This is a genomic window from Bdellovibrio bacteriovorus (assembly GCF_041888015.1).
Taxonomy (GTDB): domain Bacteria; phylum Bdellovibrionota; class Bdellovibrionia; order Bdellovibrionales; family Bdellovibrionaceae; genus Bdellovibrio.
This window is the reverse complement of the sequence record NZ_CP168968.1, coordinates 3,112,521-3,132,833: the sequence shown is the minus strand read 5'-3', so window position 1 is coordinate 3,132,833 and position 20,313 is coordinate 3,112,521. Positions and strand designations below refer to the sequence as shown.

Here is a 20,313-nt window from a genome sequence, read left to right as displayed (position 1 = left end):
CCGGGGCTGGTGAATTCCAGGGGGCTCGCCGATGATAGGATATGAGCACTTCTTTTCAACGCGATCAATTGGTCGAAAATCTAAAATCAGCAGTGAACTCTGTCGCCAGTGCCGAAGCCGCCTGGCTGGGGGGCTCGCGCGCCACGGGCAGCGAGGATTCGTTTTCGGATACGGACATGGTGGTCGTGTCACTGAATCCTGAGGCTGTGTTCAGCCGAGTTGAAGAGGTCTTGCAGAGTAAGTACGGCATCGAGCACACCTGGCCGTTGCAGGGTGGTTTGTGGAAGGGCTTTGTTCAGAAATTCTATGTTCTGAGCAACACGCCGGAGTTCTATTATGTGGACTTCGGCATTTTTGTGACTGATCAGGCTGTGGATCTGGCCGAGTTCTTTAATCAGGATCGCCATGGCAAGGCGGATATTCTTTGGGATAAATCTGGTATTTTACAAAGAGCATCTGAATTGACCACTGCTGAAAAGGCGACCTTGCCCGGTGCAAGTCAACATGCCCAGTTTGAGATTTTGTATCGCACCTTTTTGAAGGAATCCTTGCGCGGAAAGTACATTGATGCGTTCTTGTTCTATCAGCGTCTGGTGGGGCTTTTTGTCAACCTACTGCGCTTACGTCACAGTCCTCAGAAACACGATTTCGGTTTGCGCTATCTGTATAAGGACCTGCCTTTGCAGGATTCAAAGCGGATCGAGGATATCTTGAAGGCGGCAGTTGATATTTCCAGTATGCAAAGGTGCGCTGCTGAGATGAGACAGGAGTATCTGCGATGAAAATTCTGATCATGGGTGGAACCCGCTACTTTGGCCGCCGTTTGGTTCATAAGCTGCTTGAGGCAAATCACGAAGTCACTGTCCTTTCGCGAGGAAATGTGCAGGATGATTTCGGCCCACGGGTAGAACGCCTGAAGGCTCATCGCGGTGATGAAGTTGCTATGGGCGCAGCTTTGGCGGGGCGTTCTTTTGATGTCGTGGTGGATCAGGTCTGCATGACAGCCAAGGATGCGGAATTGTCAGTAAAATTATTCTCGGGAAAGATCTCTTACTATTTAATGACCTCGACCATGTCCGTTTATGATTGGGGAGCCAACTTACCGGAATCCGCCTTTGAGGCTAAGGCCTATCAGCCTCGCAAGGCCACCAATCCGGCGGAAGCCTATGCTGAAGGCAAGCGAGCGGCCGAGCATGTATTTGCGATCCAGGCGGCATTTCCTGTTTCTTTTGCGCGTTTCCCGGTTGTGGTGGGAGAAGATGATTATACCGAACGTCTTTTGGGGCAAGTACGCGCCATAAAAAATGGCGACGAGATCTACTATCCCAATGTAGAGGCCGAGTTTTCCTTTATCACATCCGAAGACGCGGCAAGGGCTTTGTTGTGGCTTCTGGAAAACAGAAAGACGGGTCCCTACAATTTTGCGGCCGCCGATGCCTTTGCGCTGAAGGACTTGATTCAGAAGATTGAGAATATCACCGGGAAGTCCGCCAAGCTTTTAACACAAGAAAACACCAGCAAGTGGTCGCCGTTTGGAATTCCTTCCAGCTGGTATATGAATGTGGACAAGGCGGCGCGAGAGGGGTTTGCAGCCTCTTTGCATGAACAGTGGTTAGTACCTTTGTTGCAGAGCTATTTTTTAAGGCTGTAGCTTTTCGCGCAGGCGGAAGATCTGCGGATAGAAGGCTTCCAAAGTATCAATGGATAATTGCATTTCCGGTGCATAGCACTCGTCATACTTGGCATAGGCGTCGGAGCAATTCAGCAGATTCCATTGATAGGCCAAAGACTCGGCCAGACTCAGGCGATAGAGTTCTTTTTGAGCTGATGGGGACGAGGACTCCAGGGCTTCAGAGATTCGCAGCGATTTAAATTTTTGTAAAAGCTGGGCGTTCATCTTCTTTGTCAGCTCGGTTTTGTTTTGGATTTTTTGAAGTTCTCCCAGAGACGTCAGGAACTCTTTCAGGCGACGAATGCTGTCGTCTGATTCAAACTCAGTTTGCCGAGCCAGCACCTGAGCAGAGGGCTCGCAGCGGTAAGCTTTGGCCCGTGCATTTTCTTTCTTTCCAAGTTGGCTGAAGAAGATGGATTTTTTCACGGAATGCAGAAGGTATTTTCCCGGCGCCGGATCGCCAAAGACTTCCTTGTGTTTGCTGCCGTACAGGCTGTTCTTTTCCAGAATCTCATTGGTATTGATGGCCACCGCGGTGTGGATTAGAAGGCCGTCTTCGCTGTAAGTCAGCAGGCTGGAGGGTTCTAGTTTGTTTAGATTCAGCGAAACTTCCTGACAGTGATATTTCAGATAATATTCGACTTCTGTGGCAGACGCATAAATTTGAGTGTGGGTGTATCCAAGGCTGAGCAGGGAAGTGTTAAAGCAGTTCGGCCCATCCTGGTAAGCATTCATTTTTACCAGAGCCAAGGCTTTTTCAGAAGCGCTGGAAGCCTTTCCCATAGAGGCAAAAGTGAAAGTCAAAATAAGGAGTGTAAGAACGCGTCCGAGCATAGGACTGATTATAGCAAGCCTGGTGCCACGATCCCTGAGGGCCTATTCATTCTGGCCCGTCAGGGTGTCAAAGTCTTCGACAGACAGGTTACGGCAGCGGCACCGAATTCAGATAGTCGCCAATTTTCATCAGAACAGGCATGGGGATTTCGTGGCCTCCGCGGAAGCCCATCAAGGACCCCTTCATGCCGTTTTGGTTCAAAAGCGTCTCGAGTTTCTGCGCTTGTTTGAAGCCCAGAACCGCGTCGTGTTCGCCGTGACTTTGGAAGAATTTTTGGCCGGTGCGATTAGGAACGTATTTTTTCCACTCTTCCTGGTGCACCAGTGTGCCGGACATAATCACAAGCCCTGCCGGGGTTTCCGGAGCGCGCAGATAAAGTTCGGTCGCCAGCATCGCCCCTTGGCTGAAGCCGCCCAGAACGATTTTATTCCACGGAACTTTCAGTTGTTTGATCATTTCCATGGTCAGGTCATAGGCTTTGGCCATGCCTTTGGGGGTATCATTGCTGAAGTCACGATGTTCACCGCGTTCTTGTGCGCGCTGGATTTCCATCATGTCAATTGTCCACCAGGCGCGGCCTGTCCAAGCCGGGCCAATGGGGACTTCCAGATTTCCGTTAGGGAAAAGCCAGTTGAAGGTTTTCTTTGTGGAAATGATTTCCCCTAGAGAAAACAGATCATTGGCATCTGCGCCATAGCCGTGGAAGAAGATGACCCAGGGCGCATCGTCGTCGTGATTTATTTCTTGGCAATGTATTTTTCCGAGTTGTCTCATATCTGAGTCCTAAGTTACTCTTAGTGCGTGAAACTGCAACATCTCTTTTCCATTCTTCCGGGAATTCCTGAAAACGCATTTGCTCATATTGAAGTAACAGGAGTTTTCAACGATGCACGCTTGGTGACGCCAGGCTCGGTCTTTGTCGCCATTCGCGGCAGCAAACTTGATGGTCATAGCTTTTTAGCTGATGCCGTTGCCAAAGGCGCTGCCGCCTTGGTGGTGGAAGACCGCAGTCAGATTCCTGCAAACTTTGACGGAGTTGTCTTGCAGGTTCCAAACTCGCGCGAGGTTCTGGATATTTTGGCCAGCCGTTTTTACTGGGACCCGGGACAGGAGTTGTTCTGCGTGGGGGTGACCGGCACCAACGGTAAAACCTCTGTGACTTACATGACGGAAGCTATTTTGAATCACGGCAAAATTCCCACAGGTGTGATCGGAACTGTGAACCATCACCTGGGTGAAAAAGTCTGGCCTTCTGAAATGACCACGCCCGATCCCGTGTTCTTGCAGCGTCGCTTGCGGGAGTTCCGGGCCGAAGGTGCCATGGCTGTGGCGATGGAAGTTTCATCTCATGCCTTGGATCAAAAGCGCGTGGACAGTGTTCCCTTTAATACGGTGATCTTCACCAATCTGACCCGCGATCATCTGGATTATCACCAGACCATGGAAAACTATCTGGAGGCAAAGCAGCGCTTATTTACGGATCTTCTGTGGAAGACTCACAAGCGTCCTTGTTTTGCAATCATCAACACCGCCGACAAGTACGGCCGTCGCCTGCGCGTGGCGGACCCAGCGGTGTTATGGACTTATGGCGGCAAGGATTCAGATATCCGCTATGAGATGATCAAAATGGATTTCGCGCTGACTCACTTTAAAGTTTGGACTCCGATGGGAGAAAGCGAAGTGAAGCTTCCAATGTCGGGCATTCACAACGTGATGAATGCACTGGCGGCGCTGGGGGCGGGATTGTCAGCAGGTCTGCCATTAAGTGTTTGTGTGGAGGCCTTGAATTCCTTCACGGGTGTGCCGGGCCGCCTGCAGTCTGTACCGAATGACAAAGACCTTTCCGTCTTTGTGGACTATGCCCATTCGCCGGATGCCTTGGAAAATGTTCTGACATCTTTGAATAAAGTCCGTGAAAACCTGCAGTCTGAGGCCCGTATCTGGACCATCTTTGGTTGCGGGGGTGATCGTGATAAAGGCAAACGTCCTTTGATGGCCCAGATGGCTTTGAAATACTCTGACGAGGTTGTCATCACTTCAGACAACCCGCGCACGGAAAGCCCGGATGCTATCATTCAGGATATTTTGACCGGTGTGGCGGCGACTGAGAAGAATAAAACCACAACGATCGCGGATCGCAAAGAGGCGATTGAGAGTACTTTGAAAAAAGCTCGCAACGGTGACGTGATCCTGATCGCCGGCAAAGGCCATGAGGATTATCAGATTGTCGGAACTCAGAAGTTCCCGTTCAGCGATGTGAAGGTGGCCGAAGAGGCTTTGCAAGGAAGGTAGTACGATGAGAGCGATGGATCTGCAAACAATTGTCAAAGTCACAGGTGCCAAGGTTCTAAGTCAAAAGGACACACAATTTTCCGGTATTGGCACTGATACTCGCGCCAATTTGCAAGGTCAGCTGTTTATCGCTTTAAAAGGTGAAGCCTTTGATGCTCACAGTTTTGTGGATAAAGCGGTAGAGCAGGGGGCGGCGGCACTGTTGGTGCATGCCGAAAGTCCTCTGGTGGATTCCTTGAAAAGTAAAGCGACTGTCCTTCTTGTGCCCGATACGCTGAAGGCTTTGCAGCAATTGGGCAACTGGGCTCGTCATGAGTCCTCAGCTCGGATTGTGGGTATTACTGGTTCCAACGGAAAAACCACGACCAAGGAATTTACGGCCGCGCTGGTGGGCTCCGTGATGGATGTTCACTATAACAAGGGCAGCTTTAATAATCATTGGGGCGTGCCGTTTACTTTGTTGCAGCTGCATCCGAAGAAAGATGTCGCCATCGTTGAAATGGGCATGAATCACGCGGGTGAACTGACCGAACTTGTGCATATCGCAGAACCGGATGTTGTGGTGTGCACGATGGTGGGGCGCGCGCACATGGAATTTTTCGGCACGATTGAAAAGGTCGCCGAAGCCAAAGAAGAAATCTATGAAGCTGCCAGTGATAAAACCATTCGCATTTATAATTTGGACAATGCGCAGACTCACAATATGTACGTTAAAGCGCGCGAGAAGTTCCCCAAAGCCCGCATCCTGACTTTTTCCTCCGAAGATCCTCGTGCAGATATTCATCTGATGATTTCATCCATGAACATGAATGAAATCTCGGTGAAAGGAACTGTCGGTGGTGTTGAAAGCACGGCACGCATTCAGGTCTTTGGCGCACAAAATCTGACGAATCTGATGGCTGCTGCCTCTATTGGTTTGGCTGTGGGACTGACGCCGGAACAGGTCTGGGCGGGTCTGCCAGCTTGTAAAACCAACTGGGGTCGCAACCAGTTGGTGCATTTAAAATCTGGCGCACAGATGATCTTTGATGCTTATAACGCCAATCCGGACAGCATGAAGGCCTTGATCGACAATATGAAATTGTTATCTGTGCCAGGGCGCAAAGTGGGTGTCTTTGGTCAGATGCGTGAATTGGGATCGGCGTCCGCTTCTTTGCACGAAGAGCTCGGGGCTTGGGTGGGAAAAGCTGGTTTTGATAAGGTCTATTTCATTGGCGATGACGCCGAAGCTTTTTCAAAGGGACTGACGGATGCTGGATACAAGAATCCATCGTTGGTTGAAAAAGACTACAAAGAAAGCTCTGGCCAGGATCTGGCAAAATTCCTGAAGAAGGATGATATCGCCGTCGTAAAGGCATCGCGCGGAACCAAGCTGGAACGCTTTGTTTTCCCGTGCGAGCCTTTGGACTTCGCTGAAAAGCAGTAGTTAATAAGCCTTAAACGCCCGCTTGTCCGACCAGATAGGCGGTTCTTTGCAGCAGGGGATTTGCAAATAAATCTCCCAAGACCCAAGGTGCTTCCGAGGACTCATCTTTCTTCAGCATTTGATCCAGTAAAATCAGCATATCTTCCGAAGTGACAATACCGACAACCTCATCTTCTTTGGTGATCAGGAAGGCGGAAACCTTTTCTTCTATCATCGCATCGACGACGCTTTTCATTGGGGCTTCAATTGAAAAAGTCTTAATCGGAGAAGTCATCAATTTGGAAACGGGAGTGTCACTGCTAGGGGAGCGTAAAAGATCACGTTCTGACAGCATGCCAATGATATAATCTTCTTCCGCATCCAGTACGGGCAGGTGACGAATCCAGTAGTTGTTCATCAAACGAAGAGCTTCTGCCGCCGGGGCATCCTTGTTCACAGTGATCAGTTTTCGTGTCATATGGTCTTTCAACGCAATTTTCACAACGACCTCCTTGCATATTTTTAGTCTAGCACTTCTTGGGGGTAAGAATATGATCTGTGTCATCTATCAAGTATTTGATAAATATCAATGAAAACAATAACTTAACAAGTTTCTCTTGATTTTAGACCTGCGAATATGCTAAATCCTCTAAGTTCCTAGCAAATTTTAATTTTTAGGTCGCAACAGGGGATTAGCACAGCATGCTCTACCAATGGCTTTATTCAATGGCAGATGAATTCTCGCCGCTGAATGTTTTCAGATATATCACCGTTAGAACTTTCATCGCCTTCTTCACAGCATTCTTGTTGTGCTGGATGTGGGGACCGCACTTTATCAAACGTCTTCAGTTGAAGCACTTTGGTCAGGCGATTCGTGATGACGGTCCTCAGACGCACAAGAAAAAAGCGGGGACTCCGACAATGGGTGGTGGCTTGATTTTGCTTTCCACTTTGATTCCCTGCCTGCTGTGGGTCGATATGATGAATCCGCTGGTGTGGGGCGTTTTGATCGTAACTTGGGGCTTCGGACTTATCGGTTACATGGATGATTGGCTCAAAGTCAGCAAAAAGAACTCCAAAGGCCTTTCCGGTAAAATCCGTCTGGCTGGCGAATTTCTGATCAGCGGTTTGGTGGTGGCAGCTTTGGTGCACTTCCATGGTATGAGCACGGCTGTGACAATTCCATTCATGAAATCCGTTTCCATTGATCTGGGTTATTTCTATGTGGTGTTTGCCGCATTGGTGATCGTTGGAACAGCCAATGCTGTGAATCTGACAGACGGCCTGGATGGTTTGGCCATTGTTCCGGTGATGATTTCTGCCGCGACGTTGGGTTTGTTTGCCTACGTCACTGGGCATTTTTCGATTGCGAATTATTTGCAGATTCCTCACGTGATGGGCGCAGGGGAGCTGACTCCGGTGGCGGCCACAATCGTGGCGGCAGGTATGGGTTTCTTGTGGTTCAATGCCTATCCGGCGCAAGTGTTCATGGGGGATGTGGGTTCCCTGTCCTTGGGGGGATTCCTGGGCACGATGGCGGTTCTCACTCAAAATGAATTGCTCATGCTTGTCTTGGGCGGGGTTTTTGTGGTGGAAGCATTGTCTGTGATCACACAGGTGATTTCGTTTAAGATGACTGGAAAAAGGGTTTTCAAAATGGCTCCGATTCACCACCACTTTGAGTTGGGTGGTTTGACGGAAACCAAGATCATCGTTCGTTTCTGGATCATTTCTATTTTGTTAGCGGTTTTAAGTTTGGCCACTCTGAAGTTGAGGTAAGAAGATGTATAAAGAGTATAGTGATTTGAAAGATAAGCGCATTTTGGTTGTGGGCTTGGGGAAAACAGGTGTTTCCTTGGCACACTTCCTGACCAAGTATGGCGCGCAAGTGACCGTGACGGATCATAAATCCAAACCTGAATTGTCGGCTCAGTTGGAACAACTGGGTGAGCTGCCAATCAAGTTCGAGCTGGGTGGACACAGCCCTAAGACGTTCATTGCGCAGGATCTGGTGATTTTGTCTCCGGGCGTTCCAAGCAATTTGAAAATCTTTGAGTACGCTCGTTCTCAAGGGATCAAAATCACAGGTGAGTTTGAATTCTCTGCAGGCTTTATCAAAGAACCTATCATCGGTCTTACCGGAACCAATGGTAAAACCACAGTGGCAAAAATCACTGAGGCGATCCTGACGGAATCCGGTGTTAAGACTTGGGTGGGCGGCGCCAATGAAAAGCCTTTGGTGGACTACCTGCGTTTGGATGACAGAGCGCAAGTTGTTATCGCTGAGGTTTCCAGCTTCATGCTTGAACACTGTGACACTTTCAACCCGGGCAATATCGTGTTTACGAACCTGGCTGAAAACCATCTGGATCGTTACCGTTCCATGGAAGAATACGTGAATGCAAAACGCCGTATCTTCAAAAACACAAATCAGGCAACAACCAGCATCTTGAATGCAGACGACAATGCGGTGGTTGAGTTGGCTCGTGATCCAGCGGTTCAGCGCGGACGTATTTTCTACTTCTCTCGCAAACCGGCTTTGGAACCACAAATCATGAACATCGGTGGTGCGGTGAATATCGGCGACGAAATTCGTGTTCGTACCGGTCCAGAGATCGAAAGCTTCAACATCAAAGGCATGAAAATGCGCGGGAAACATTCCGTGGAAAACATCATGGCGGCGATTTTGGCGTCTCGTGAACATGGGGCGACTCGTGAAGCGGTTCAGAAAGTTATCAATACTTTCACAGGTCTTCCACACCGCATCGAGTATGTGCGTAAGGTAGGCGGAGTGATGTTCTACAACGACTCCAAGGCGACTAACGTTCATGCCGTTCTGCGTGCTTTGGATACTTTTGATGAAAACGTGATCCTGATCGCGGGTGGTAAAGACACCAACTTGAATTATGAGCCTTTGCGCACGTCCGTGAAACGCAAGGTGAAAACCTTGATCTTGGTCGGGGAAGCCAAAGAGCGTATTAATCGCGACCTTGGTGACTTCTCTGAAACCTTCTTGATCGGTACGTTTGAGGAGGCGGTTTTGATCGCTTACCAAAAGTCGAGAATCGGGGACGTAGTCCTTCTTTCTCCGGGCTGCTCAAGCTTTGACATGTTTGACAGTTTTGAAGAACGCGGCGATTATTTCAAAGAAATCGTGAGAAAGTTTCATTGATAAGAAACAGCAAAGGGCCTCGAGGATGAGGCCCTTTGAGTATTCGCACAGCCAGGAGGGCCCGTGTCTCGTCGTTTCCTTTTATTGATTCCCGCATCTGCTTTACTTCTTTCCGGTTGTGCTTCCGGCACATTCAAAGCTCGTCAGCAAGAACGTGAAAAGCTGGCGGCCACTTCCGGCATGTACTGCGAATTTGTCAGTGGTGATCTTTTCCCGGACTTGGATGTCGAGCTCAGTATGTCCATGGCCAAGCGCTGTGACTCCACTAAAAACTTTACGGTGACGAACTACAAAAACTCTTCAGACCATTCAGGTGTCATTTATTGCTGTGCAACAGCCAATCGCTCTGAAAGAAGAGCGGCAGCTCCTAAGAAAGCAGCGCCCACAACGCCTGCTAAGCCGGAAACGGCGGATTCTGACGCCGAAGTTGTCTCCGAGTAATTGGGTCCAGCTTTTCTCCCAGTCATAGACGATAAATTGGATTCCTGATTAAACTAAAGGTCGGGAGTCCATTTTTATGTTGAGATATCTGTCCAGCAGCCTGTTTCTTGCCATCATCACTCTTTTGGGAATAGGTCTCGTCCAAGTTTATTCATCCAGTTTTATCTTTGCGATCGAATCCTACGGCGACGGTCTTTTCTTCTTCAAGCGACAACTGATTTTTGCAGTTTTGGCGATGGGTGTCCTGATCGGAACAATCCATATTCCCTTCCGTTATATTGAAAAATACGGCTGGGCGCTGTGGCTGGCGGCGACCCTTGGAGTCCTGGCGACTTTCGTTCCGGGGTTGGGTGTGCGCGTGGGTGGTGCGATCCGCTGGATTCAGCTTCCCTTCGGTGTTCGTTTTGAACCGGGCGAGCTTTTAAAAATTGCCTTCAGCGTTTGGTTTGCAAGTTTGGTATGTCGTCAGGAAAACTTCCTGGGACGTGTGAAATGGCATTGGATTGTTCTGGCCATGATCGCTCCGCTAGGGCTGTTGTTGAAGCAGCCTGACTTCGGAACATTTGCGATCATCCTGATGGTCGGTGTGACTTTGCTGTTTGCATTTGGTTTGCAGTGGAAATATATCGCAGCGTCGGTGGCGGTTTTGATTCCGGCTTTCTACTTCCTGGTGATGTCGGTGCCGTATCGTCGTGCGCGTGTTCTGGCGTTCCTGGATCCGTGGGCAGACCCGGCGCAAAAAGGATTTCAGGTTATTCAAAGTATGTTGAGTTTCCATTCGGGCGGCTTGACCGGAGCGGGTCTGGGGCAAGGTCAGGGGAAATTGTTCTTCCTGCCAGAGGCTCATACGGATTTCACGCTGGCTGTCTTGGGTGAGGAAATGGGCTTTGTTGGTTTTGTCCTGATTCTGGCTCTGTACGGATTTGTGGTCTTCCGCGGAATGCAGATCGCTGTCAAAGCTGAGGAGCCATTCAAAAGAGCTTTGGCCCTGGGATTGTCAGTGACATTTGGTTTAAGTGTCTTTATCAATGCGGGTGTTGTGATGGGCTTGCTTCCAACCAAAGGTTTGACCTTGCCGTTCTTAAGTTACGGCGGTAGTTCTTTGGTGTCCTTATGCTTTATGTTTGGTCTGATTCTGAACATCGAGAACTCATTTGAAGAGGACAAGTTTTCCCGTCGCTTCGGTTCTCGTTGGACGACATCAAAGGTGAATAGTAAATGACTTCTAAGAAAACCATCGTGATCGCCGGGGGAGGAACTGGCGGACACATTTACCCGGGAATTGCAATTGCCCGGGCTTTGCAAAAACTGGATCCAAGTGTCGAAGTACACTTCGTCGGCACCAGCCGAGGCTTGGAAAGTAAGATCGTTCCTCGTGAAGGTTTTCCTCTGCATTTGATCGAATCCGGTCAGCTCAATGTCAAAAGTCCCATTCAAAAAATAAAAACTCTTCTGAAAATTCCGGTGGGATTGTGGCAGTCCATCCGGTTGTTGGGTCAGTTGAAGCCTCTGTATGTGATTGGTGTCGGTGGTTATGCCTCCGGTCCGTTTGTTTTGGCTGCCAGTATCATTGGCTTTAACACTGCGGTCTGGGAACCCAATGCGATGCCGGGTATGGCCAATCGTATTTTGTCCCGCTTTGTTGACAAGTGCTTTGTTGTTTTCAATGAAGCCAAAAAACATTTGAAGGGTGACAGTATTGTTCAAACCGGAATGCCGGTGCGTGCGGAAATTGAAGCCGCTGTTCACGACAGCTCCCAGAATGAAAAGTTTCATCTGTTGGCTTTCGGTGGCAGTCAGGGGTCCCGTATTTTGAATAACTGCCTGAGTGACGCGGTCATGGGGGGAGGCGAATGGGTGAAAGACCTTTCTGTCGTTCACCAGTTGGGAAGTGCCGATTTCCAGACCGTGACCAACAAGTACCAAGGGGCTCCGTGTGACGTGCAGCCGTTTGAGTTTATTTATGACATGGCCAAATACTATCAGTGGGCGGACATTATTGTGTGTCGTGGTGGGGCCAGCTCCATCGCCGAAGCTGCGGCATTTGGCATTATTCCGATCATCATTCCACTGCCAGCTGCGGACAATCATCAGCAAAAGAATGCTGAAAGTTTGGTAGAGAAGAATGCCGGACGCATGATTCTGCAAAAGGATTTAACTCCGGAAAGGTTGATTTCAGAAGTCCAATCTTTGCGCGCTGATAAGTCTTTGCGTGATCAGATGGTTCAGAATATAAAGAGTTTCTATATCCCTCAATCTGCGACGGTGATCGCAAAGGAAATTCTGCAATGAAATTACAGCACGCTAAATTTCACTTCGTCGGTATCGGCGGTATCGGTATGTGCGGCCTTGCGGAACTTCTGCACAATATCGGCGCGAAAGTTTCCGGCAGTGATATGGCGGACAATGCCAACACAGAGCGCTTAAAAGAACTTGGAGTTAAAGTCTTTAAGGGGCATGCCGCTTCCAATGTCGGTGATGCCGACGTGGTTGTGTACTCCAGCGCGATTCAGTACGGAAATCCTGAGATCTCTGAAGCTCGGGCCCGTCAGATTCCGCTGATTCCTCGCGCGGAAGCTTTGGCTGAGATCATGCGTTTGAAACGTGGTATTGCGGTGGCGGGAACGCACGGCAAGACAACGACGACCTCAATGACATCCGCCATCTTCCTGGAGGCCAACCTCAGTCCGACAATTGTGATCGGCGGTCGTTTTGAGTTGATCAAGTCCACCGCAATGCTGGGCTCGGGCGAATGGCTGGTGGCAGAGGCTGATGAATCAGACGGAAGCTTCCATAAGCTGTCCCCTGAAATTGCCATCATTACTAATATCGATTCGGACCATTTGGAGCATTTTAAAACGTTTGAAAATGTGCAGAAGTCCTTCCACGACTTTGCATTGAAAGTGCCTTTCTATGGCAAGGTGATTGTTTGCGGTGATGATCCTTTGGTTCGTCAGATCTTTGAAAACTTCCCAAAAAGAATTCTGTTCTATGGATTTGATGAAAAGAATGATCTGGTTGTTTCCGGTGAACAAGGTCACTATGCGGTTCATCGCAACGACCGTCTGTTGGGCACGAAACATCTTGTTGGTGAGTTCTCTTTGAAAGTTCCCGGACGTCACAACGCCCTGAATGCGGTGGCCGCTATCTGTGCGGGTGTGGCAGCGGGTATTCCGTTTGCAACTTGTGCCAAAGGTCTGCAGCGCTATGAAGGTGTGGACCGTCGTTTCCACTTCAAGGGCGAGAAAAAAGGCATCAAGATCTACGACGACTATGGTCACCATCCGACAGAAGTTCGTGCGGTTCTTCAGGCTTTCCGTGAAAAGTATCCACAACAGCGTTTGGTGGTTTTCTTCCAGCCACATCGTTATTCACGAACTCAGCACTGCTGGCATGACTTCACCACTGCCTTTATGGAAGCGGATGAAGTGTTGCTGACAGATATCTATCCTGCAGGTGAAGCTCCAATTCCAGGTGTGACCAGTGAAAAACTGGCGCAGGAAATGAAGCACGAGCACGCTCAGTATTTTGTTCGTGATGAAAAATCGACGCAAAAGATTCTGGGTATGCTGAAAGAGGGCGACGTCTTTGTCACCCTTGGTGCCGGAGATGGCTGGAAATTGGGACTGGATGTCCTGAACCACCTCTAGGGGTTATTTCACACGATTCATACAATTCCAGTTGGCTTTAAAGCGGTTGCCTTGGATCTTCATCGAAGAGGCCAGGGCAAGGCATTCCGAGCGACTCAGTTGCTTTTGTTCAGAAAGTTTGGACCAGCAATACCAGCGCATGTCATCAGAACTTTCCACATCCAGGTTTCTGTCAGCGGCTTCCAGGCAAGCGCCCAGATGAATGTCGCCTGTGAACCGGGTCAGGCAGTTCCAGTCGATCCCCGTGACACTTTGAGTTTCAAAAGTGCGCGCCAGTTGCTGACACTTCACCGGAGAATCAATCTGCGCTTCAAATTCCTTATAGCAGTACCAGCGGTAGCCGTCCCGTGACTCGGGCGAATCTTTGGAAGTAGCCTGCTTCAGGCAGGAATCCACATTGATGGACAGATTTTCCAAAGGACTGCGAAGTCCCAGGCTGTAGCTCATATCCAGGCGATCCCGGCGTGGCCAGGTCGCAGACACCTGTAAGAGGTCCTTGAAGTCGTGAGAGATCAGGCGCCCCTGAAGTGCCCGCAGTGCCTCGCGACGGATGGCTGATTCCTGACTGTACATCATTTCTTTCAGTATAGCCTGAATGCCCGGATCATAGCCCCCAAAGCACTGGCTCAGGCGGGGCACATACTGCCAGGAGCCAGCAGATGTCAGCAACCACTCAGCACGCAGTTCGGTGTTTTTTAGATAATCCTTCATAGCACAGAACTGGTCTGTGACTATGAAGCTTAAACCTTCTGCCAGCCGAGCTTTGATCAGTTTGGTCTGCAGCTCTTCTTTAACGATAGGGGGCATCAGGCCCAGCTGCTCTTGCAGCTCCAGGAACTGGAATTTCATTTTTAGCGGCAATGAACTGGCGTTGCTGATTTCAATGAAGAAGCTGACAAAGTTGTTGCGAACGTCGCTAGAACCCTGCACGGCATCCTTCAAAAGAGACATAAAGAGTTTGTTCTGAGTCGCCTCCAATAGAGGTTCATAGTACTTTTTCAAATGCAGTTTTTTGGACAAAAAGGCGATGGCATCGCGGTTTTCAAAGATATTTTCTGAGTAGGCATTGCACGTCAGGGTTTTATAGTTGGCATCCATTTCTTTTGCGGGCTCAACCACGCGGTAGCTGCTGCCCCCGAAAACTTTTTTGAACTTTTGCACATCCGGACCGTTTGTGAAGAACGCCTCGGCAGAGGTGCCTTTCAGGGCTTGCTTCATCAGTGGTGCAGCCACCTTCCCCAAGGGGCCGGTGCTGGCAAAGCCATGCAGACGGCGGGCGTGAGGAAAGGCTGAAGAGAAGATTTGGCTGATGCTCATGCCAAACTCAGAATAGCGCGCAAAGGCCACGCGTTCGGCAAGGTCTCGCGGGAAGCCGTTTTTAATCAGGACTTCCACGTATTCCTCGATAGAGCGTTTGTCCGGGCTTTTGGTGGAAAGTGTGTTACATCCCATAAGGAAAACATCTTTGGGCTTTTTTAGGATGCCGGGGCAGGAGTTGGAGCAGCTCAGGCGTTCAAGTTCCTTAAGATCCAATGTGGTGCTGACACCTTCACCGAAAAAGACGCCGCCAAAATGTCCGGAAACCAGTAAAACATCGCACTCGATTCCGGCATTGCAGGCCTGCTGCAGCCAGTAGGGATTCTTGTTTGTGGACGGGGCCAGCTCGATGACTTCCACATTTTCAGAAGCATAAAGATCGCGAAGCGCTTCTTTTTCATCCGGTGAATTTAAAGTCATTGTGCAGATTTTTTTGGTCGCAGCTTGGCCGGTCAGGGCGGCGCAAACAATCAGCAGATTTATTAGAAGCAAATAGATTCGTTTCATACCCCAAAAGGGTGCAAGACTTTGTCCACTTTCATAGGGAATCTGGGGGCTTATGGTCGTCTAAGGGGTGAGCAGGTGACGAATCGGGCGAAGGAAAGTAAGAAAGGCGTCTCATTCTGAGACGCCTCTGTGATGGGGGATGTTAGCCGCGAACCACTACGACGGGCACCGGGGACTTGGCGATCATATCCCGCAAGTTGCTGCCCAGCAAAGAGGTGAACAAGCCACCACCGCTGTCGTCTCCCATGCAAATCAGATCCATCGAATCTTTGGCGCTGGCAAGAAGTGTATCCACGAAAGGAGTCTTCTCCATTTCAATATAGCTTTCGCAGTCAAGGCCTTTACTTTTTAAGCGAGCCACGCGCTTTTCCATGGACTTCACAGCATCTTTTTTGATGTCTTCAAAAATGGAATCAATGCTAGGGGTCGCCTCACCTGAAGCAAAGACATATTGTTCAACCGTGCGCAGCGTTTCGGCGGCAGAATGATAAAGCAACACACGGGCGCCAAGGCGTTTTGCCAGACTGACTCCGTAGGTTTCAGCGGCCCGACATTTTTTCGTCAGATCTGTTGCGATCACGATCCGCAGCTCTTTCTTTTCAGAAAGAGAGTACTGGTCGTTCTGAGTTCCGGGGCCGAGAATAAAGACAGGGCGTTTGACGGAGCGAACAACTTCTTCTGCGACACTGCCCAGGAAAAAACGATCCATGCCCTTCATGGCGCGGGAACCCAGTACCAAAGCCTCGATGTTGTGCGAGTCCTTAAGAGCATTTGAAATTTCACGAAGAGGTGAGCCGAACTTGACGATCAGCTTTCCAGGGCGAGTGAAGCTTTTCATGACAGGTGCCAGTTGCTGTGATTTTTGCGCAATCAGCTTGGCCTTTTCTCCGGCATTTAGGGTCAGGCGTCCAGGGATGTCTTTCAGAGTTTTGACATAGATCAAGTCGACAGGGCATTGCAGGCGGACAGAAAGGTCCGAGGCAAATTTGCGATTAACCTGGGATCGTCTTAAAGTAACGTCGTCTTTGCCCTCAAGCTCATCGGCGATAAGAAGTGAATGGGAACTCATGTGCTATCCTCCTTCGTCGTAATTGAAGGATAGCACTTTAAGATCACAGGTCCATGATTCAGATCATGTTTAAGACAAAGAAATGTCTTTAGGCCGAATGTTGCTGCTTTCCTGCAATAATAACATTGAGTTGCTGGACCGCTTCTTCCATCACAGATGACTGACGCGTAAGCTCTTCTGAAGCCGCAGCACACTCTTCTGCGGCGGCGGCGTTGGCTTGAGTGATTTTATCCATGTCGTTCAGGGCGCGATTGATCTGTGTGATCCCTTGTTCCTGCTCGCCGCTGGCGGCTGAAATCTCGGTATTTAAAGAGGACAGTTGTTCAATCGTTGTAACAATTTCCTTCAGGGAATCGGCGCTGGAGCGAACCACTTCATGGCCGCTTTCAATTTTCTCAACGCTGTCATTGATCAGGTGAGAAATTTCTTTGGCGGAGGTGGCGCTTCGTTGAGCCAAGTTACGAACCGCTTCGGCGACAACCGCAAAACCTTTTCCATGTTCTCCAGCACGTGCGGCCTCGACGGAAGCGTTGAGCGCCAGAAGGTTGGTCTGGAATGCAATATCATCAATAACCGTAATGATCTCTTCAATCTTTTTGGAGCTGGCAGAAATATCATCCATGGAGGCTGTCAGTTTATGAACTTCGCTTTCTCCAAGGCGCGCCTTTTCCTGCGCGGTTTGCGCCAGATCACGGGCTTGGCTGGCGTGTTGGCTGTTCATCTTGACCATACTTGAGACTTCTTCTGTGGACGCGGAAGTTTCCTCGATGGAGGCCGCGGCCTTCACTGCGGAATCGCTGAGATTCTGACTGGACGTGAAGATTTCGTTCCCGGTTGTGGAAACCTGGGTGCCGGCGGTATTCAGCTTGCCGATGGCAGTAAGCAAGGCGTTGAGTGGCGAACGCAGTAAGATATATGATACCAACAGGATCGACAAAGTGATCAGCAAAGCCCACATTAGAATTGAGGTTGTAGTGTTGGTTGCAGCAGTGGCGATGCGATCGATTGAAGATGTTACTGCGAAAACTCCGTGCAGCTTTCCGTCTTTCCAGTCTTCCATCGGATAACCCAGAATATCCTTGCCGTTACCCCAAGGGCTGGTGGCCGGGCTTCCGTGGCAAAGCAAGCAGCCTTGGGATTCAGACAGACGAACGGGACGGTAGACCACGACTTGCTGGTTGTCGCCATCAATGATCTCTTTCAGTCCCGGGTCGGATTCAAAGCGTTTTAGGATTTCAAGTTCAGAGGTTGTGGCTTTGTTGCCTTCTCTGCGTGGAGCAGCAGCAAAGACACGGAATTTATATCCGTCTTGTTCGGCATTTTCAAAGCCCACAACGATCGAGGCAAAAATAGGAACTTTACGCAGAAGACTTTTGCGTAAATCTTCTGGCAACTTTCCATCGGGATATTTTTCAACTGTGTGAGCAAAGTCCGCTTGAAGTTTGTCACTGAGTGCGACGTAAGAGCGTATGGACTCCAGTCGGGAAAGAATGGCGCGGGATTTGTCGACCAGTTGATCGCGTCCTTGTTGGTGAATTTTCGAATAAGAAATGCCGACGGCAGCGATAGTGCAGATAACACAGGATATTGCCACGTTGAGAATCACTTTGCTGCCAAACTTCATGCTGAGCTCCTTTAGCAGTTTTTTATCGGTGAACATTACAAAAACAATATAGTTCTAAACTCGTATTTCTTGCGGCACAGACACGTTTGTGGATCTTGGTCGGGGCGGGGACCTAGGTCGCGTTTTGCGGACACCATTTCATTGTTGGCGATCTTGTTGCTAATCTAAAAATCACGGCAGCAAAGGATTTGCGGAGTCACTTCAGTGAAGAAGTTCGTTTTGAAACTTATCTTTGGATTTATTATTCTTCCGCTTTCATTGGCGGGAACGCTTTTTTATCTTAATAAAAACGGCTTTTTCGATATTGGTAAAGTGGAAGTGATTCTGGAAAATCCACCCCCGGGTCAAGAGCAATTTTTGCGTCCTCACGTCGATCGTCTGGAAGCTTCTTTGGATAAGTATAAAGGCATGTCGCTTTGGAATATCAAACTCAAAACTGTCTCTCGTGATGTGAAGATGCTGAATTGGGTTGAGGGTTTGAATATCAAGCGCAGTTGGCCGACGACTTTGTCGGTGCGTGTGCGCCCTCATGAAGTGAAGCTGCTTTATATGGCGAAAGGTGGCAAGTTGGTTCCGATCATCAAGGGTGGTGAACTTCTTGATCCGGTTGAAAGCAAACAAGCTCCGGATGTTGTGCTTCTTGATGGTGACAGCTTTATGAAGAAAGCAGAGCTGCGCAAGAAGGCCGTTGATGTGGTAGAGCAGATTCCTGCTGAAGGATCGTTCAGTCGAAAAACAATTTCTGAAATTCGTTACGACAGCAAAGAAGGCTTCTGGATGACCATGATCAAAACTGGAATCCAGGTAAAAATGGGCGAAGACCAAGTGTCTTTGAAGTCTGCCCGAATCAGTCAGGTTGTTGATTACCTCGAATCCCGCCAGTTTGACGCGCGCGTCATAGACGCGAATCTGTCAAAGAAAGTCCTTGTCAGGTTGCGTAAGGATCCCTAAGCTTAAGTCTGGAAGACCGATCAAAGTCGGGTAGATGCCCCACTTTATAGCCCCTTGAAATGATTTTATCGGGTGGTCTTACAGAAGCTTTATTAGTTTAGGCATCCGTGAGGACTTAAGGATGAGTACATCGAAACCCAAAGCTCCGGTATTGGCTGGCTTGGACATTGGTTCTACCAAGGTCTCTTTCGTCATCGGCACAGTCAACCCCGAAGGAAAAATTGAAGTAGCAGGCGTCGGCACCGCTCCCAATACAGGGATTCGTCAAGGTGTCGTTGTTAACATCGAAGCCACTACTGACTCCATTAGAAAAGCCAAAGAAGAAGCTGAATTGATGTCCGGCTACTCCGTCTCAGAAGTCTGGGTGGGTGTTGCGGGTTCTCATATTTCCTCTTTTGACTCCAAAGGCATGGTCGCGATCAAGAATCGCGAAGTCACGGCCTCTGAAATTGACCGTGTGATCGAGGCAGCAAAAGCTGTTGCGGTTCCAGCGGATCGCTCTGTTCTTCATGTTCTTCCAAGAGAATTCAAAGTCGATGGCCAAGATGGGATCACAGATCCTATCGGTATGTCGGGCATTCGTTTGGAAGCCAATGTGCACATCGTGACCGGCGGTCAGAGTGCTATCAATAATACAGTTAAATGTGTTGAAAAAGCGGGTCTTAAAATCGCAGGTCTGGTTCTTTCTCAGCTCGCTTCGGCGACGTCTGTTATCTCTAATGATGAAAGAAACCTGGGTGTGTGTGTTGTAGATATGGGTGGCGGTGCTTGTAATGCCGTGTACTTCGTCAATGGCAGCATGGCTCACTCTTCTGTGATTCCGGTGGGTGGCCAGCACTTTACTCACGACGTGGCTGTAGGGCTTCGTACTCCACAGGTTGCGGCGGAAACGCTTAAAAAGAAGCATGGTTGTGCCATGGCTTCTATGGTGAATGAAAATGAAACTATCGAAGTCGAAGGTGTCGGCGGACGCAAGTCCCGCGTGATTCCTCGAAAAGACCTTGCGGATGTTATCGAGGCACGTGCAGAGGAAACTCTGAACCTGATCGCCAATGATATTCGCATGAGTGGTCTGATGCCGATGCTGGGTTCTGGTATTGTGCTGACAGGCGGCGCCAGCAATCTGGATGGTCTGATTGAGATGGGTGAGTTTGTTTTTGATATCCCGGTTCGCAGAGGGGCTCCTCGTGAAATCGGCGGTCTGACAGATGTGGTGAAGTCTGGAGAATTCTCCGCAGCTGTGGGCCTTCTGATGTGGGCATTGGGGCAGAGAAAAGATCTGCTTCAGGTACAACAGCAGGAAGTGAATATTGGTGAATCCTTGGATGGCATCACTAAGAAGATCAAAGACTTTTTTGGACAGATTTTTTAATTTTAC

Annotated in this window: 18 protein-coding genes; 12 read left to right on the top strand and 6 right to left on the bottom strand. The window is 49.3% G+C overall.

From position 1 onward, the window contains the following. Nucleotides 1-41: 41 nt before the first annotated feature. Entirely contained in the window at nt 42-782 is a 741-nt protein-coding gene (locus ACES2G_RS14910; protein ID WP_374000633.1) for a hypothetical protein, read from the top strand. Next, nucleotides 779-1,651 carry an NAD-dependent epimerase/dehydratase family protein gene (locus tag ACES2G_RS14905; protein WP_374000632.1) on the top strand — a complete coding sequence of 291 codons (873 nt, stop codon included), beginning with the start codon at nt 779-781 and terminating at the stop codon, nt 1,649-1,651. Before ACES2G_RS14910 ends, ACES2G_RS14905 begins: the two co-directional genes overlap by 4 nt. Here ACES2G_RS14905 and ACES2G_RS14900 read toward each other — a convergent pair. Then, entirely contained in the window at nt 1,640-2,506 is an 867-nt protein-coding gene (locus ACES2G_RS14900) for a hypothetical protein (RefSeq protein WP_374000631.1), read from the bottom strand. The genes ACES2G_RS14905 and ACES2G_RS14900 overlap by 12 nt on opposite strands. Nucleotides 2,507-2,594: 88 nt before the next feature. Beyond that, nucleotides 2,595-3,281, bottom strand: coding sequence for an alpha/beta hydrolase (locus ACES2G_RS14895; RefSeq protein WP_374000630.1), 687 nt, complete (start codon nt 3,279-3,281; stop codon nt 2,595-2,597). A gap of 27 nt (nt 3,282-3,308) precedes the next feature. Between ACES2G_RS14895 and ACES2G_RS14890 the strand changes: the two genes are divergently transcribed. Further along, complete coding sequence (locus ACES2G_RS14890) at nt 3,309-4,799, top strand: UDP-N-acetylmuramoyl-L-alanyl-D-glutamate--2,6-diaminopimelate ligase (RefSeq protein ID WP_374000629.1); 1,491 nt, start codon at nt 3,309-3,311, stop codon at nt 4,797-4,799. 4 nt (nt 4,800-4,803) lie between these two features. After that, on the top strand, nt 4,804-6,225 hold the full coding sequence (gene murF, locus ACES2G_RS14885; RefSeq protein ID WP_347358072.1) for a UDP-N-acetylmuramoyl-tripeptide--D-alanyl-D-alanine ligase: 1,422 nt from the start codon (nt 4,804-4,806) through the stop codon (nt 6,223-6,225). A 10-nt stretch (nt 6,226-6,235) separates the two neighbouring features. Here the strand turns inward: murF and ACES2G_RS14880 are convergent, their stop codons facing one another. Beyond that, the gene (locus tag ACES2G_RS14880) at nt 6,236-6,706 is read right to left on the bottom strand and encodes a CBS domain-containing protein (protein ID WP_347358073.1); all 471 of its coding nucleotides are present in this window, start codon (nt 6,704-6,706) and stop codon (nt 6,236-6,238) included. Between the two features lie 200 nt (nt 6,707-6,906). On the opposite strand from ACES2G_RS14880, the gene mraY reads away from it, so the two are divergent. From mraY to murC, 6 genes are all read left to right on the top strand, one after another. Next, nucleotides 6,907-7,983 carry a phospho-N-acetylmuramoyl-pentapeptide-transferase gene (mraY, locus tag ACES2G_RS14875; protein ID WP_347358074.1) on the top strand — a complete coding sequence of 359 codons (1,077 nt, stop codon included), beginning with the start codon at nt 6,907-6,909 and terminating at the stop codon, nt 7,981-7,983. A 4-nt stretch (nt 7,984-7,987) separates the two neighbouring features. Further along, entirely contained in the window at nt 7,988-9,376 is a 1,389-nt protein-coding gene (murD, locus tag ACES2G_RS14870) for a UDP-N-acetylmuramoyl-L-alanine--D-glutamate ligase (protein WP_347358075.1), read from the top strand. 63 nt (nt 9,377-9,439) lie between these two features. After that, nucleotides 9,440-9,817, top strand: a complete 378-nt coding sequence (locus ACES2G_RS14865; RefSeq protein WP_347358076.1) for a hypothetical protein — start codon at nt 9,440-9,442, stop codon at nt 9,815-9,817. A 76-nt stretch (nt 9,818-9,893) separates the two neighbouring features. Beyond that, nucleotides 9,894-11,039, top strand: coding sequence for a putative lipid II flippase FtsW (gene ftsW, locus ACES2G_RS14860; protein ID WP_347358077.1), 1,146 nt, complete (start codon nt 9,894-9,896; stop codon nt 11,037-11,039). Beyond that, nucleotides 11,036-12,109, top strand: coding sequence for an undecaprenyldiphospho-muramoylpentapeptide beta-N-acetylglucosaminyltransferase (gene murG, locus ACES2G_RS14855; RefSeq protein WP_347358078.1), 1,074 nt, complete (start codon nt 11,036-11,038; stop codon nt 12,107-12,109). Before ftsW ends, murG begins: the two co-directional genes overlap by 4 nt. Then, a complete protein-coding gene (gene murC / locus ACES2G_RS14850; RefSeq protein WP_347358079.1) occupies nt 12,106-13,467 on the top strand; it encodes a UDP-N-acetylmuramate--L-alanine ligase in 1,362 nt (453 codons plus the stop codon). The genes murG and murC overlap by 4 nt, the downstream gene beginning before the upstream one ends. A 3-nt stretch (nt 13,468-13,470) precedes the next feature. On the opposite strand, the gene ACES2G_RS14845 is transcribed toward murC, so the two are convergent. From ACES2G_RS14845 to ACES2G_RS14835, 3 genes are all read right to left on the bottom strand, one after another. Further along, complete coding sequence (locus tag ACES2G_RS14845) at nt 13,471-15,291, bottom strand: hypothetical protein (protein WP_374000628.1); 1,821 nt, start codon at nt 15,289-15,291, stop codon at nt 13,471-13,473. 142 nt (nt 15,292-15,433) lie between these two features. Continuing rightward, nucleotides 15,434-16,360, bottom strand: a complete 927-nt coding sequence (locus ACES2G_RS14840; protein ID WP_347358081.1) for a universal stress protein — start codon at nt 16,358-16,360, stop codon at nt 15,434-15,436. A gap of 88 nt (nt 16,361-16,448) precedes the next feature. Further along, entirely contained in the window at nt 16,449-17,984 is a 1,536-nt protein-coding gene (locus ACES2G_RS14835) for a methyl-accepting chemotaxis protein (protein ID WP_374000627.1), read from the bottom strand. Nucleotides 17,985-18,188: 204 nt separating this feature from the next. Between ACES2G_RS14835 and ACES2G_RS14830 the strand changes: the two genes are divergently transcribed. After that, nucleotides 18,189-18,935: a cell division protein FtsQ/DivIB gene (locus ACES2G_RS14830; RefSeq protein WP_347358083.1), complete on the top strand. Its 747-nt coding sequence runs from the start codon at nt 18,189-18,191 to the stop codon at nt 18,933-18,935. Between the two features lie 121 nt (nt 18,936-19,056). Continuing rightward, entirely contained in the window at nt 19,057-20,307 is a 1,251-nt protein-coding gene (gene ftsA, locus ACES2G_RS14825) for a cell division protein FtsA (protein WP_374000626.1), read from the top strand. The last annotated feature ends 6 nt before the right edge of the window (nt 20,308-20,313 follow it).

Bases quoted from the DNA above. Each gene is read 5' to 3' on its own strand.
- ACES2G_RS14910 (WP_374000633.1), top strand. From the start codon at position 42: ATGAGCACTTCTTTTCAACGCGATCAATTGGTCGAAAATCTAAAATCA.
- ACES2G_RS14905 (WP_374000632.1), top strand. From the start codon at position 779: ATGAAAATTCTGATCATGGGTGGAACCCGCTACTTTGGCCGCCGTTTG.
- ACES2G_RS14900 (WP_374000631.1), bottom strand. From the start codon at position 2,506: ATGCTCGGACGCGTTCTTACACTCCTTATTTTGACTTTCACTTTTGCC.
- ACES2G_RS14895 (WP_374000630.1), bottom strand. From the start codon at position 3,281: ATGAGACAACTCGGAAAAATACATTGCCAAGAAATAAATCACGACGAC.
- murF (WP_347358072.1), top strand. From the start codon at position 4,804: ATGAGAGCGATGGATCTGCAAACAATTGTCAAAGTCACAGGTGCCAAG.
- mraY (WP_347358074.1), top strand. From the start codon at position 6,907: ATGCTCTACCAATGGCTTTATTCAATGGCAGATGAATTCTCGCCGCTG.
- murD (WP_347358075.1), top strand. From the start codon at position 7,988: ATGTATAAAGAGTATAGTGATTTGAAAGATAAGCGCATTTTGGTTGTG.
- ftsW (WP_347358077.1), top strand. From the start codon at position 9,894: ATGTTGAGATATCTGTCCAGCAGCCTGTTTCTTGCCATCATCACTCTT.
- murG (WP_347358078.1), top strand. From the start codon at position 11,036: ATGACTTCTAAGAAAACCATCGTGATCGCCGGGGGAGGAACTGGCGGA.
- murC (WP_347358079.1), top strand. From the start codon at position 12,106: ATGAAATTACAGCACGCTAAATTTCACTTCGTCGGTATCGGCGGTATC.
- ACES2G_RS14845 (WP_374000628.1), bottom strand. From the start codon at position 15,291: ATGAAACGAATCTATTTGCTTCTAATAAATCTGCTGATTGTTTGCGCC.
- ACES2G_RS14840 (WP_347358081.1), bottom strand. From the start codon at position 16,360: ATGAGTTCCCATTCACTTCTTATCGCCGATGAGCTTGAGGGCAAAGAC.
- ACES2G_RS14835 (WP_374000627.1), bottom strand. From the start codon at position 17,984: ATGAAGTTTGGCAGCAAAGTGATTCTCAACGTGGCAATATCCTGTGTT.
- ftsA (WP_374000626.1), top strand. From the start codon at position 19,057: ATGAGTACATCGAAACCCAAAGCTCCGGTATTGGCTGGCTTGGACATT.